General features: G+C 61.9%; 9 protein-coding genes. 4 read left to right on the top strand and 5 right to left on the bottom strand.

Annotated features, from left to right (window positions below; translation table 11 throughout):
* Positions 1–70: 70 nt before the first annotated feature.
* A complete protein-coding gene (ycaC, locus tag ACZZ0A_RS07345; protein ID WP_007913541.1) occupies positions 71–694 on the top strand; it encodes an isochorismate family cysteine hydrolase YcaC in 624 nt (207 codons plus the stop codon).
* A gap of 332 nt (positions 695–1,026) precedes the next feature.
* On the opposite strand, the gene ACZZ0A_RS07350 is transcribed toward ycaC, so the two are convergent.
* Positions 1,027–2,454 carry a mechanosensitive ion channel domain-containing protein gene (locus tag ACZZ0A_RS07350; RefSeq protein ID WP_463542764.1) on the bottom strand — a complete coding sequence of 476 codons (1,428 nt, stop codon included), beginning with the start codon at positions 2,452–2,454 and terminating at the stop codon, positions 1,027–1,029.
* Positions 2,455–2,562: 108 nt separating this feature from the next.
* Positions 2,563–3,585, bottom strand: coding sequence for an alpha/beta hydrolase (locus tag ACZZ0A_RS07355; RefSeq protein ID WP_007913543.1), 1,023 nt, complete (start codon positions 3,583–3,585; stop codon positions 2,563–2,565).
* A gap of 161 nt (positions 3,586–3,746) precedes the next feature.
* Here ACZZ0A_RS07355 and ACZZ0A_RS07360 point away from each other — a divergent pair, with 161 nt between their 5' ends.
* Positions 3,747–4,646, top strand: coding sequence for a LysR family transcriptional regulator (locus ACZZ0A_RS07360; RefSeq protein ID WP_007913544.1), 900 nt, complete (start codon positions 3,747–3,749; stop codon positions 4,644–4,646).
* Positions 4,647–4,912: 266 nt separating this feature from the next.
* On the opposite strand, the gene ACZZ0A_RS07365 is transcribed toward ACZZ0A_RS07360, so the two are convergent.
* From ACZZ0A_RS07365 to gspG, 3 genes are all read right to left on the bottom strand, one after another.
* Positions 4,913–5,503, bottom strand: coding sequence for a hypothetical protein (locus ACZZ0A_RS07365; protein WP_463542765.1), 591 nt, complete (start codon positions 5,501–5,503; stop codon positions 4,913–4,915).
* A gap of 75 nt (positions 5,504–5,578) precedes the next feature.
* Positions 5,579–6,766: a type II secretion system F family protein gene (locus ACZZ0A_RS07370; protein ID WP_007913547.1), complete on the bottom strand. Its 1,188-nt coding sequence runs from the start codon at positions 6,764–6,766 to the stop codon at positions 5,579–5,581.
* Between the two features lie 14 nt (positions 6,767–6,780).
* A complete protein-coding gene (gspG, locus tag ACZZ0A_RS07375; RefSeq protein ID WP_007913548.1) occupies positions 6,781–7,209 on the bottom strand; it encodes a type II secretion system major pseudopilin GspG in 429 nt (142 codons plus the stop codon).
* 206 nt (positions 7,210–7,415) lie between these two features.
* Between gspG and ACZZ0A_RS07380 the strand changes: the two genes are divergently transcribed.
* A complete protein-coding gene (locus ACZZ0A_RS07380) occupies positions 7,416–8,024 on the top strand; it encodes a lytic transglycosylase domain-containing protein (RefSeq protein WP_463542766.1) in 609 nt (202 codons plus the stop codon).
* A gap of 200 nt (positions 8,025–8,224) precedes the next feature.
* Positions 8,225–14,059 (top strand): manganese-oxidizing multicopper oxidase MnxG, encoded by a 5,835-nt coding sequence (gene mnxG / locus ACZZ0A_RS07385; RefSeq protein WP_007913550.1) that lies wholly within the window; start codon positions 8,225–8,227, stop codon positions 14,057–14,059.
* The last annotated feature ends 208 nt before the right edge of the window (positions 14,060–14,267 follow it).

Here is a 14,267-nt window from a genome sequence, read left to right on the forward strand (position 1 = left end):
TTTCCCCTGAAGCGCCGGCCATCCGGTCGGCGCTCAACGCTTCATCCATCCGTCCATCAGGAGTTTTCCCATGAGCGTTCCTTACACACGTCTGAACAAAGATGATGCGGTCGTACTGCTGGTCGATCACCAGACCGGTCTGATCTCGCTGGTCCAGGATTTCACCCCGAACGAATTCAAGAACAACGTGCTGGCGCTGGGCGACATCGCCAAGTTCTTCAAGCTGCCGACCATTCTGACCACCAGTTTCGACGCAGGTCCCAACGGCCCGATCGTCCCTGAACTGCGTGAGCAGTTCCCGGATGCACCGTTCATTCAGCGCCCGGGCCAGATCAATGCCTGGGACAACGAAGATTTCGTTAAAGCGATCAAGGCAACCGGGCGCAAGCAACTGATCATTGCCGGTGTGGTGACTGATGTTTGCGTGGCGTTCCCGACCCTGTCGGCCATCGCTGAAGGTTATGAAGTGTTCGTGGTGACTGACTCGTCGGGCACCTTCAACACTACCGTGCAGCAAGCGGCGTGGGCGCGGATGTCGGCGGCGGGTGCCCACCTGCTGAACTGGTTCTCGGTGGCGTGCGAGCTGCAGGGCGACTGGCGCAATGATATGGAAGGTCTGGCACATTTGCTGTCGGAGCGTCTGCCTAACTATCGCAACCTGATCAACAGCTATACCAAGTTCACTGCCAAGTAATCGGCTGATCCTGAAAAGCCCCTCATCGGAACGCCGCCCGCCTAACCCTCTCCCGGAGGGAGAGGGAACTGACCGAGGGGCTCTTTCGAGGTACGCCGACGTGCAATACCGAGCCGAACCCGGGTCATGAAAAGCCCGAAGATCGGCTCCCTTTTCCTTCGAGGTCTCGGGGAGAGGGGACTGACCGAGGGGTTCTTTCGGATACACCGACCTGCGATACCGAGCCGAACTCAGGTTCTGAATTGCATGCGGTCTGCTCCCTTTCCCCCTCGCCCCCTTTGGGGGAGAGGGCTGGGGTGAGGGGGTAAGCTGTTGATCTTGATCTTGCCGCTCTAGCGTTTCTGCAGCCAACCGAGAAACCCACCTTTCCTCTCCGCCACCGGTTTAGCCATCAACGCGAGGCGACTGTTCTGCTGACGCACCGCCTGCAACTTGTTCAACGCCCGGCCCACCTCCGTGCGCTGTTCCATGCACTCACGAGTGAGATTCTTGTCGAGCCGATAAATGATGCTCGACGTCAACGCCGTGAACGTCGCCTGCGACGGCGTATCCGCCAGAATGCTCTGTTCACCCATGACCTCACTCGGCCCCATCCGCCCGGCCTCGACCTTGCTGTCGCCATCCGCCACAGTCGCACTGACGACGCCGGTGGCAATCACGAACAGACTGTCCGGCACTTCATCCAGATCCAGCACCACCTGGCCTGCGGTGTATTGTTGCGCAACCATCGATTCCGCCAGACGATCACGCTCCTCACTGCTCAGCGAGCGGAAGATTTTCACCTCATCAAGCAACGCACGAGCACGGGTCGACGGTTCGATCACACCGTCCGGATGCCGCGAAATGCCGGCTGCTTCGAGATGCCGGTGGGCGAGGTCGAACAGTTGGTTGCGCACTTCGCTTTTCTTGCCGAGCTCGGCGATGAAGCCGCTGGCGACGTATTCCGACATGGTTTCACCGGCCTCTTTCAACACGGCTTTCGGCGCCGGGCTGAGGAGCAAACTGCTGCTGCCTTGCAAGGTGCGATCAAGCGCATCCAGAACACGACGCGGGCGGATGTGATTCGGCACCTGAATGCTGATCGACACGCCGTGCATGTTGTTCGGGCGGCTGAGGTTGACGATCTTCGCCTTGGCCGCGACCGAGTTCGGCACCACGGCCATGGTCCCGGCGCTGGTCAGCAGGTGGGTGGCGCGCCAGTCGATGTCGAAGACTTTGCCTTCAACGCCGTCGATCACCACGAAATCATCCACCTGATACGGCTTGGTGGTGTTGAGCACGATCCCGGAAAACACGTCAGCCAGGGTGCTTTGCAGCGCCAGACCGACAACGATGGCCACCACCCCCGAAGTCGCCAGCAAGCCTTTCACGGGCAGTTCCAGCACGTAACCGGCGGCCGCAACGATGGCCACCAGAAACACCAGTGCACCAATGACGTCCTGCAGCAAACGACCGCTGTGGCCGATACGGCGCATCAGCGCCAGCCCGATGACTTCGGTCAGCACCCGCGCCGCGTACAGCCACCAGAGAATCCCCAACGCCGTCGCACCCAACTGCGCCACGCGGTCATCGGCAAATTGTGCTGCTTGCAACGGACTGACGCCGGCGTTGATCACCAGCGCGGTGAACGCCAGAAACAGCACCAGCCGCACAGCGACTCTCGGGGCGCGATGGCTGAAGGGCGAGAAGTGCCAGAGCACGGCGTCGAGCAACAGCAGGGCGGCGCTCCAGGACAGCAGGTGGGTGTAGAAAAATGTCATGACCTTGGCTCCGTGGTGTCTGCAATTGAAAAGATCGCAGCCTGCGGCAGCTCCTACAGGAGAACGTATTCCAATGTAGGAGCTGCCGCAGGCTGCGATCTTTTGCCGTTATGGATTCAGATGAGTTTTCAGCTCAGCCGCCGCCTGACGCACCGCCGCTTTCACCTCAGGAATCTGACTCAGCGGATTGAGCAAACCGAAGTCATGAATCATCCCGTTGTAGCGCACCGAGGTCACCGCTACACCGGCCGCATCAAGGTGCCGCGCATAACCTTCGCCTTCGTCACGCAGCACGTCGAATTCGGCGGTCTGCACCAGGGCGGCGGGCAAGCCTTTGAGCTGTTCGGCGCTGGCATTCAGCGGCGAGGCGTGGATCTGCGCACGTTCGGCCGGGTTGGTGGTGTAGTTGTCCCAGAACCACTGCATCATGCCTTTGGTGAGGAAGTGGCCCTCGGCGAATTGCTGGTACGAACCGTCGTCGAACTGTGCGTTGGTCACCGGCCACATCAGCAACTGGAAGCGCAGCGCCGGGGCTTTCTGTTCCTTGGCCATCAACGCCACGACCGCTGCCATGTTGCCGCCGACGCTGTTGCCCGCTACTGCCAGGCGCTTGCCGTCGACACCGATATCTTTGCCGTGCTCGGCCACCCATTTGGTTGCGGCGTAAGCCTGGTTGATCGCGGTCGGGTACTGCGCTTCCGGCGACGGCGTGTAATCGACGTACACCGCGACGGCGCCAGAGCCCACCACCAAGTCGCGAATCAGCCGTTGGTGGGTCGGGAAATCACCGAGCACCCAGCCGCCACCGTGGAAGAACATGAACACCGGCAACTCGCCCTTGACCTGGGCCGGACGCACCACTTTCAGGTTGATCGTCTGGCCATCGACCTTGATCGCCTTGTCGCTGACTTCAACACCGGACAGGTCCACTTTTACCGAAGCCTGCGCACCGGTCAGCACCGCACGGGCGTCTTTCGGGCTCAGTTGCTCCAGCGGTTTGCCACCACCGGCGGCGAGGGCGTTGAGGAAGGCTTGGGTGTTGTGTTCGACACCGCTGTTTTCGGCGGCGAAGGCGTTACCGATGGACAGGGCGAGGAGGGACGCGGTGAGGGTTTTCTTGACGATGTTCATGGTGGAAATCCTTTTGAATATTTTTGATTTTTTATGCCTGGGTTGCGGGCTGCTGTGGCGCTGGGCTTCAGGCCTCAGCAACACCGTGAGCACAGATTAATGAGCTGCTCGAAAGTGAAAAAGCGGCTATAAAGCGTTTAACTGTCCACCAGAGAGTGACAATGAACCCGTTCGAAGACATGCGTATTTTTTGCCAGGTCATGGACTCCGGCAGCTTCACCTCAGCGGCCGATCAATTGGGCCTGTCCAAGCAGTTCGTCAGTCGGCGCTTGATGCAACTGGAAGAGCGCCTCGGCGTGCGCTTGTTGAACCGCTCGACGCGGCGCCTCGACGTCACACCGCTGGGGCAGAGTTATTACGAATCGGCGTTGCGCCTGTTGGGCGAAGTCGAGCAAGTGGAGCAGGGCATCGCCGGGCAGACCGCCGAGCCACGCGGGACGATTCGCCTGAGTGCGCCGCTGTCGTTTGCCGTGGCGCATCTGGGGTGTCTGCTGCCGATGTTTTTGCAGCGCTATCGCGAGGTCACGGTCGAGGTGGATTTGAGTGACCGCCCGGTGGATTTGCTCGGTGAGGGCTACGATCTGGCGCTGCGCATTGGCGTACTGGAAGACTCGACGCTAATTGCCCGGCGTATCGCGTCGATCGAGCGGGTGTACTGCGCCAGCCCGGCGTACCTCGCCGAGCGTGGCACGCCGCAGCAACCCGAAGACCTGCACAGCCATGACTGCCTGCCGTATGGGCATGGGCGTTCGGTGCAGTGGCGGTTCAATGCGGGGCAGGGCAAGCCTGTGTTGGTCAACGTCACCGGGCGCATGCGCGTGAACAACGGCGAGTTGCTCAGGGATGCGGCGGTGCAGGGGATGGGCATTACTTATCTGCCGACGTTCATTGTCGGCGCGGCGTTGAAGGATGGCCGGCTGGTGCCGGTGCTGGATGATTTGCGGCCGGAACCGCTGACACTTTCAGCCGTTTATCCACAGCATCGCCAGGCCTCGAGACCGGTGCAGGCGTTGGTCGAGTTTTTGCGCGAACGCCTGAACGAGAGCCACGTCGCCCTCTGAGCCGTACGCAAATCAAACTGTAGGAGTGAGCCTGCTCGCGATAGCATTCTGTCTGTCACAGCTTCAGTGTCAGAATGACCGCTATCGCGAGCAGGCTCACTCCTACATTGGGATTATGGTTGTCTGCGGAATATGTAAACGCCACAAAACCCTGTGGGAGCTGGCTTGCCAGCGATGGCGGTGTGTCAGGTAATACAATTTTGCCTGACCCGGCCTCATCGCTGGCAAGCCAGCTCCCACAGGGGGTGTGGTGTTTTCAGGATGGATCAGTTGGCGCGCTTGTCATCGCCCGGCTCGCCGCCGACATGTACGCCACGATCATCGCCGACTTCGCCTGCAGCATGCACGCCACGATCATCACCGACTTCGCCCGCGCGGTGGACCCCGTGGTCATCACCGACTTCACCAGCGCGGTGGACCCCGTGGTCATCACCGACTTCACCAGCGCGGTGGACGCCATGGTCATCTCCCGCTTCGGCGTGCGTGCCGCTGCGACCGGATGAGCCGCTGTCGCCCGAGTGTCCCGAGCCGTGGTCGCTGCCGCTGTGGCCACTGTTGCCACCGCCACTACCACTGTTGCCGCCCCCGCCGTGACTGCCTCCGCCCCCACCATTTCCACCACCACTGCCACCGCTGCCACCGTGACCGCCGCCGCCCCCGCCACTTCCTCCGCCTCCACTTCCGCCTCCACTTCCGCCGCCGCCCCCTCCGCTACCGCCCCCACTGCCTCCACCACCACTCCCACCATCCTTGGCATAAGCACTGGACACCCCGGACACACTGTCCGGAATGAGGACCGTAGACGCCGACAGAACTGCGCCGATGGCCATTGCGAGCACGAGCTTTTTAACGTGCATATCGTTCTCCGTCTTTGTGGTTTTGTTTGGGAACGTAAAAGTGCGTTTTTGCAGGGATCGGACCCGTTCCCGGAGTCAGTGAATACTCGAAGCCAGTTCGAAAATCGGGATGTACATCAGGATCACGATGACCCCGATGAGCAGGCCGATAAAGGTCATCAGCAGCGGTTCGAACAACTTCACGAACCACTCCAGCCAGCGACTGATTTCCTCGTCGTAGAAATCGGCGCTGCGCTCCATCATCTGCCCGAGGTTGCCGGACTGTTCACCGGCCCGCAGCAGTCGTAGCGAGACCGGCGTCACCAGGTGATTGAGCTCCAGCGCGGTAGACAGCGACTGTCCCTCGCGCACCCGCTCGCAGGCCTGATCCAGCCGCGTCCGCGAAGCGACGGTGAGCAAACCGCGCACCATGGCCATGGCGGTCACCAGCGGAATCCCGCCTTGCAGCAGAATCCCCAATGAGCGGTAAAACCGCGCCAGCTCATACATGAAAATCCGTTGATGCACGGCCGGCAGTTTTTCCACCAGTCGATCCAGCCCACGGCGAAACGCCGGTTGCTTTTGCAGCACGGCAAGGGCGATGACCAGCGCTGCCAATGCACCGAAAAATTCAGCCTGATGCGCATGCAGAAACATCCCGCTGCTCATCAACACCTGCGACAGCCACGGCAGGTTATTGCCCAGCCCTTCAAACACCAGACTGAAACGCGGCACCACATAACCCATCAAGAACAACACCACGCCACCACCGACGATCAGCAACAGCATCGGGTAAATCGAGGCGCTGATGATCTTCTGCCGCACCTCGTCCATGCGCTGGCGATAACTGACGTAGCGCCCCAGCGCATCGCCGACCGCGCCGGTCTTCTCGCTGGACTGTACCAACGCCACGTACAGCGGCGGGAACACCGCCGACAACTGGCCCAACGCCTGCGAGAAGGATTTACCCTCGTAGAGCAGGCGCACCAGCTCACTCAAGGTTTTCCGGGCCGCGGGGGCGGTTTCTTTTTCGGCGAGGCTTTCCAGCGCGTCGATCAGCGGCAGACCGGCATTGAGCAGCGTGGTCAGTTCCTGGCTGAATAAAACCAGGTTGAAGGTCTCGCGCTGGCGCAGTTTCAGCGAGCGCCAATGCTTGTCGGCATGCGAGCTGAGCACCCGCAAACCTTGATCCTCGGCGATCCGCCGTGCTTCGCTGTCGCCGGGTGCTTCGACGCTCAAGGACACCACCCCAGCCTTGCCGACCGCTTTCAAATGAAATCGCATGGGCCGCGCTCCGCTTACTGCCAGTTGGTCACTTCAGCGTTTTCACCTTCGCCACCGGGCTGGCCGTCCTTGCCCATCGACAGCAGGTCGTACTCGCTGTTTTCGCCGGGATAGCGGTAGGCGTAATTACGCCCCCACGGATCCTGCGGCAGCTTTTTCTGCAAGTACGGCCCGGTCCATTTCGCCTCGTCACTCGGTGCGGTGACCAAGGCTTGCAAGCCCTGTTCGGTGGACGGGTAGTGACCGACTTCCAGTCGATAGATATCCAGCGCTTTGCTCAGTCCTTCGATCTGTGCCTTGGCCACCTTCACTTCGGAGCGACCGAGTTGGGCGAAGTATTTCGGCGCGACGATCCCGGCCAACAGGCCGAGCACCACCAGCACCACGAGCAATTCGAGCAGGGTAAAACCGCGTTGGCCACGCGGACGAAATTGCAGCTTCATGATGACCTCCCGTGAGTGGCAGCCGTGTCGCCTGAAGGGCTTATGCAATTGCCATGCTCAGGCCCCACTGAAAACCCGCTTGTACGCTGAAACCCTTGAAATACGCGCCTCTCAAGAGTCGGCACAGTGCTTGCGTATGGCTCAAACGTGATCGGCCATTGGGGCATTTCCCCCAATTTATCGGGGTCGATCCGGGGAGGCCCGACATGAAATTCCTTGCCAGCGGATTGCTCGGTTGTGTGCTGCTCAGCGGCGCCGCGCCGGCCGATGTGTTCATCTCGGTGGACGCCAAGGGCAGCTATGTACTGTCCAACGTTCACCGGCCCGGACGTACCTACGAGCGGGTTATCCACGAGGCTGAAATGCCTGTGGCAAGTCTCGATCAACAGCCGCAAATGATCGCCAACCAGCCCTACGCGGAACTGGTCTCGGCGGCAGCCAAGGTCAATCAATTACCCGAAGCGCTGTTGCATGCAGTAATCAACGCCGAGTCGCATTACAACCCCGGCGCCACGTCCCCCAAAGGCGCCGGCGGGCTGATGCAGTTGATGCCCGACACCGCGCGCGAGCTGGGTGTGACCGACGTCTACGACCCCAAGGCCAACATCCAGGGCGGGGCCAAATACCTCAAGCGCCTGATGACCCTGTTCGACAACGACATCGCCCTTGCCGTGGCGGCTTACAACGCCGGGCCCGACGCGGTGCTCAGCCGTGGCCGGGTGATTCCGCCGTTCGCCGAAACCCAGCGTTATGTGCCGAATGTGTTGCGTCAGTACCGGCGTCTGCAGGGCCTGGCCATGGATGCGCCGTTGTAATCCCCAATCGGTTTTCCCCACTTTCGGGGCAAACCATGGTGGCCCGAAAAGTGGGGAAAACGGGTGGGGAATATTCCCCGGATTCTCAAGTGGTCGCGGTAACTGATTGAACATTAATGCAATTTTTTGTGGCACGCGGATTGCTCCGAGGCATTTGTCGAGAAGTGTTCCCACGAGCACCCACTACGAGGTTCCTGATCATGGCTGGCTTTCCTCACGCTCCGTCCCTGATTAACTGGCTGCTGATTCTAGCCTCGATGCTCAGCGTCGAGCTGGCCGGCGCGGCCGTACGTTGCGAGCGCAACCTGGTGGCCAACGTCGTCGCCTTCGATCAACCGCTGATGTTCAACCGCCTCGGCGCGCAGAACATCAACGGCATGATGTTCGCCCTGCGCCGCGATGTCGTTGATGAACATGAGCAGTCGCTGGCTTACGGCGGCGCCGCAGTGCCGGGCAAAGTCTCGTTGCGCCCGGACAAGCGTCCACGGCCATTGGTGTTGCGCGTGGCCGCCGGCGATTGCCTGACGATCAATTTGCAGAACCTGCTCGACTATCAGGCCAACCCGAACAAGCACTTTGAAAACGAGGGCGAAGAGGAGGGCGTGGAAAACGCCAACGGCGCCGAAGACTTCAAAGTCGACGAGCAGGTCGCCGACCGTCACGTCGGCTTTCAAGTCAACGGCCTGCAAGCGGTAAACAGCATCGATGACATTTCTTCGTTCACCGGGCGCAACGCCAACACTCTGGTGCCACCCGGCGCGAGCCGCTCCTACACCTTGTTCGCCGAACGTGAAGGCGCGTTTGCCGTGAGCAGCCGTGGCGCAACGTTTGGCGGCGAGGGCGCGGCCGGCAACGTTGCCAACGGACTGTTTGGCCAGGTCGTCGTCCTGCCCAAGGGCGGTCGCACCTATCGCAATACCCTCACCGAAGAAGAAATGCGCCTGGCCACTACGGGCCGCGCACCCACCGGTCAACCCATCGTCGACTACCAGGCGCGCTACCCGCAGCGCGAACCGTGGTTGCGTGAAGGCAAGGCTGGCACGCCGATCATCGGCATGGTCGATGGCAATGAAATCATTTCCAGCGAAAGCGACGCGATTGTCATGGGCAGTAACGCCGACGGCAGCTTCCCGTCCAGCACCTACCCGTTGGAGTCGGTGGGAAAACGTAACCCGGCAATTCCCAACCGCCTCGAAGCGTTCCGCGATTTCGCTTCGCAATTTCAGGATGAAACCGCCGCCACCCAAGCGTTCCCAGCGTACTGGGCCGACCCGGTGATGGCCCATGTGCTGGAGCCGACCCGCGACTCGTTCATGATCAACTACGGCTCCGGCGGCATGGGCGCCGAAGTGGTCGCCAACCGTTTGGGCGTGGGGCCGATGCACGACTGCCTGTCGTGTGCCTATGAAGAATTCTTCCTCAGCTCGCACACCGTCGGCGATGTGGCGATGCTGGTGGATGTGCCGGCCAACACCGGGCTTGAGAACATCGCCCCGGGCCAGACACCGCGCGCCGATCAGATCGGCGTGAAAGCCACCATGGCGCTGTATCCGTCGGAGCCGTCGAACGTCAACCACAGCTACATCGGTGACTTCGTCAAATTCCGCAACACCCACAATGGCCACGAGCAGCACATATTCCACCTGCACGGCCATCAGTGGCTGTTCAACCCCAACGATGACAACTCCGATTACGTCGACGCCCAGGGCATCGGTCCGGGTGCCGGTTACACCTATGAAATCGCCAATGGCGGGTCGGGAAACCGCAACCGCGTGGCCGGCGATGCGATCTATCACTGCCATTTCTATCCGCACTTTGCCCAGGGCATGTGGGCCATGTGGCGGGTGCACGATGTCTTCGAAGAAGGCACTCGACTTGATGTTTCGCAGCAGGGCGCCGACGGCTATCACAGCGAACCGTTTGCCTTGCGCAGCGGCAAGCCGGCGGCGGGTGCACGGGCCTTGCCCGATGGTGAAATCGTCGCCGGTACGCCGATTCCGGCCATCGTGCCGCTGCCCGGCAAAGCCATGGCACCGATGCCGGGCAAAGTCGTGGTGGTGCCGAAAATCGGCGAAACCCTGGTCGCCGGCAATGATGACGACGATGACGAAGAAGAGGGCGATGACGACGGCGAGCACCATGGCGGCAATGGCGGTGGTCAAGCCATCGGCTCGCTGGCGCTGGTCGATCGCAGCGAAGCCAACCGCAATGCCGACGGCAGCCTGAAAAACCCTGGCTATCCGTTCTGGATCGGCGGCATGGAAAGTTCGGTCGGCCAACGGCCACCAACTCCGCCACTGGACATGCTCGACGCAGCCACCGCGCAATCGCTCAAGGCCAGCGGCAAAGCGCTGTGGGCCAACCTCGACCCGGCGCAGTCCGGCGGCTGGGATGGCGGCTTGCAACGGCACGCACTGGATGGCGTTGCGGCGGGTGGCGAAGCGCACACCGTGACCACTTCGCTGGATTTCTCCAAGGAAGTCACTCGCGCCAAACCTATTTACCTGCCGGAAGAAGGCACCGAAGTCGAACAGGCCGCGATGGCCTTCCACGCGAAAAAAGATCACCCAAGCTACGCCTTGCTGCCCGGCAATCAAGTGGTGGCCAAGGCGTTCCGCACCAACGGTGCCTTGCCGATGGCCGGCGCGCCGTACTACGAACCGTGCATGGATGACCGGCAAAAACGCCTGACCGCCAGCGCCGGTAGTGGTGAATTCGCCAGCGGTGAACGCATCGACGGCATGTCCTTCGTCGGCGCCTCGAGCTTCACCGCCGACCGCCCACGGATCTACAAAGCCGCCAATATCCAGTTCGACGCGGTGTATAACAAGGTCGGTTATCACTTTCCGCAGGCGCGCATTCTCGCGCTGTGGGAAGACGCCTGGCCGGTGATCACCAAGCAGCGTCCGCCAGAACCGCTGGTGATGCGCATGAACACCTTCGATTGCGTGCAATACCAGCAAACCAACCTGGTGCCGGCCACCTATGAGATGGACGACTATCAGGTGCGCACGCCGACCGATGTGATCGGCCAACACATTCACCTGCCGAAGTGGGATCTGACCTCGGCGGACGGCTCCTCCAACGGCTGGAACTACGAGGACGGCGTGCTCTCGCCCGGCGCCGTGCAGGAACGCATTCACGCGATCCGCGAGTTCAACCAGTGCGCCGGCACCGATCCGCGTGACGGCACTCAAGCCTGCCCGAAAGCCAAGAACCATCCGTTCTTCGGCCAGTACGGCCGCGCCGACTGGCTCGGTGCGCGCACGGCGATGCAGCGCTGGTTCGTCGATCCGGTGGTCAACGCCAAAGGCGTCGATCGCGGCCTCGGCACGATCTTCACCCACGACCACTTAGGCCCATCGACGCACCAACAAATCGGTCTGTACGCGACTGTGCTGGCGGAACCGGCCGGTTCCACCTGGTTCCACGCCGAAACTGGCGAGCCTCTGTACAGCGGCGCGCGCCAGGACGGCGGCCCGACGTCGTGGCAAGCGGTGATCAACACCGGCGACCTCGACGGCGATGGCAAGAACGACAGCTTCCGCGAGTTCTTCCTCGAATACAGCGACTTCCAGCACGCCTATGAAGCCGGCGTCTACGTCGGTGCCGGCCCTAACGGTGTGCCGAATGCGCAAGCGTTCCCGGCCACCGCCGACAGCTTCCGCTACGCAATCAACCCGCCAGTGCGCAACAACGCCAGCAACTTGCTTGAAGGCGTACTGGAAGTGCAGGGCGGTCAGGTCCCGGGCTGCCCGAGCCGGCCATGCCCGCAAGCGATTTCGGTGGATGATCCGGGCATGTTCGTCGTCAACTATCGCAACGAACCGCTGGCTCTGCGCGTGTACGACCCGAACAAGGTCGGTCCGGACGGCAAGCGCGGTATGCAGGCCGACGGCCTCGGCGGCGATCTGTCGTTCGCCATGCAAAGCCGTACCGACCGGGCAATTCCGGCGATGAACCTGGCGCCGAATCTGCTCACCTCGGCGACCGGCCCAACCGGTGGCACCACGCTGTTCCCGCCGCACATCAACAAGGGCGGCGCCGAACCGGGTGATCCGTTCACGCCGATGCTGCGCACTTACACTGGCGACAACGTGCGGCTGCGGGTGCATGCCGGCGGCCATGAAGAAGAGCACAACGTCACCCTGCACGGTGTGAAATGGCTGCAGAGCGGTTCCGGTTTCGGCAACAGCTCCAACTCTGGCTGGCGTGCGTCGCAGATGATCGGCATCTCCGAGCAGATGGGCTTTATTGCGCCGGTGTCGATGCTGTCCAGTTCGGCGGCGACCACGGGCGATTATCTGTACTCGATGGACGCTTCGATCGAAGGCTACTGGAGCGGTATCTGGGGCGTGATGCGCAACTACACCGCCAAACGCGCCGACTTGTTCGCCATCCCGAACAACCCGAGCCCGGCGGGCATGCGCAACACCGTGGCGTTCGAGGGCAGTTGCCCGCGCTATGGCGCCAACCCTAACGGCATTGGCACCCGGCCCACTGTGCAGCGCAACTATGAAGTGGTCGCGGCGCTGGCCAACGACATCCTCGGCAATACGCTGGGCCTGACCATCGGTGATCCCGAAGGGCTTGGTCAACATGTCGGCGGGCCGCTGAACCCGGCGGGCGGCACCCTGGTGCTGAACTCGCGCACGGTGAGCATTCCACAAGTCACCGTGACCGATCCGGAGGATGGCGAAACCATCACCATCGGCGGGCAGAGCGGGCCGCTGCATGACCCGACCGCGATCCTCTATGTGCGTAAATCCGATCTCGATCCGGTCAGTGGCAAGCTGAAACCCGGCATTCCGGTCGAGCCGCTGGTGCTGCGTGCAGCGGCGGGGGACTGCATCAACATCACCCTGGAAAACCGTCTGCCGAGCGTGATGCCTGACCTGACGCAAACCGCGGTGATGCAAGGCATGGTCAAGCGTGATCGCAACAGCGGTCTGGGCTCGACCACCTTCAGCAACAACCTGATGCGGCCGTCCAGCCACGTCGGCCTGCACGCGCAATTGCTGGCGTATGACATCACTAAATCCGACGGTGCCAACGTCGGCGCCAACCCGATCCAGACCGTGCCACCGCGTGTCGGCAGCAGCGGCGCGTACCCGACCCGTACCTATCAGTACTACGCCGGGCACCTGGAGCGTGAAGGTAAACCGGTGACGCAACTGGGCCGCAGCGTTGACAACATCAACGCCACGGCGGTGGAGTTCGGCGGCTTGAACATCACCCCGGCGGACGTGATCAAGCAGCCGCAAAAAGGCCTCGGTGGTGCGATGAGCATTCTGCCGATCGGCGCGACCTGGGTTGACGATGCACGCAAGGTCAACGCCACGGTGACGGCGCCAGGGCAAACCAGCTACCGCGACTTCGCGATGGTCTGGCACAAGGCGCTGAACACCCGTTGGGCCAATGGCCGGCCGGTGGAAGGGATTGCCGCCGAAGGCTTCGGCGTGCCGACCGATCCGCAGGACAACTCGAGCATGGCGATCAACTACAAGACCGAACCGCTGTGGTATCGCTTCGGCCTCGCTCCGGACGCACCGTTCGGGCATGCCGATGGCGCGGGTTATGGCGATATGACCAATGCGCACATGGCTTACAGCAATGCGCTGGTCGGTGGCGATCCGCAGACGCCGGTGCTGTATGCCAAACCGGGGCAGCCGTTGCGCACGCATATTTTGATGCCGAGCGGTGGCAGTCGCGGCACCACGTTCCAGCTCGACGGGCATGTCTGGTCGGTGAATCCGTTCCAGGCCGAGAAGAGCGATGTCGGTGGTTATCCGATGGGCTCGCCGGGCGTGGGCTCGGTGCGCTTCGGCTACAACCCGATGTCGATGTACATCGGCGCCCACGAAAGCATCCTGCCGGCCGCGCACTTCAGCTTCATGATCCCCAGCGCCGGCGGCAGCAATGCGATCCCGGGGGACTACCTGTTCCGCGACTACGGCGCCTACGGCAACACCTCCGGGTTATGGGGATTGCTGCGGGTGACCAACGAACCGGAACCGGCGCCGCAGGGGCAGTAGAAGCAGGTGCAACGACAACATGCCTGTGGATGCAAATCCTTGTGGGAGCTGGGGTGCCAGTGAGTTTGACGGGCTGGATAAAAAACCTGTGGGAGCTGGCTTGCCAGCGATGACGGCGGCGCAGGCGCAATTGATGTGACAGGAAGGACGCCATCGCTGGCAAGCCAGCTCCCACAAGGGGCCAGGTGTGGCAATGAGATTGCGGCAT

It is taken from the genome of Pseudomonas sp. AC242, from assembly GCF_979258655.1.

What these genes read in the sequence shown, in the direction of transcription:
- ycaC (WP_007913541.1), top strand. Translation starts at nt 71, where the DNA reads ATGAGCGTTCCTTACACACGTCTGAACAAAGATGATGCGGTCGTACTG.
- ACZZ0A_RS07350 (WP_463542764.1), bottom strand. Translation starts at nt 2,454, where the DNA reads ATGACATTTTTCTACACCCACCTGCTGTCCTGGAGCGCCGCCCTGCTG.
- ACZZ0A_RS07355 (WP_007913543.1), bottom strand. Translation starts at nt 3,585, where the DNA reads ATGAACATCGTCAAGAAAACCCTCACCGCGTCCCTCCTCGCCCTGTCC.
- ACZZ0A_RS07360 (WP_007913544.1), top strand. Translation starts at nt 3,747, where the DNA reads ATGAACCCGTTCGAAGACATGCGTATTTTTTGCCAGGTCATGGACTCC.
- ACZZ0A_RS07365 (WP_463542765.1), bottom strand. Translation starts at nt 5,503, where the DNA reads ATGCACGTTAAAAAGCTCGTGCTCGCAATGGCCATCGGCGCAGTTCTG.
- ACZZ0A_RS07370 (WP_007913547.1), bottom strand. Translation starts at nt 6,766, where the DNA reads ATGCGATTTCATTTGAAAGCGGTCGGCAAGGCTGGGGTGGTGTCCTTG.
- gspG (WP_007913548.1), bottom strand. Translation starts at nt 7,209, where the DNA reads ATGAAGCTGCAATTTCGTCCGCGTGGCCAACGCGGTTTTACCCTGCTC.
- ACZZ0A_RS07380 (WP_463542766.1), top strand. Translation starts at nt 7,416, where the DNA reads ATGAAATTCCTTGCCAGCGGATTGCTCGGTTGTGTGCTGCTCAGCGGC.
- mnxG (WP_007913550.1), top strand. Translation starts at nt 8,225, where the DNA reads ATGGCTGGCTTTCCTCACGCTCCGTCCCTGATTAACTGGCTGCTGATT.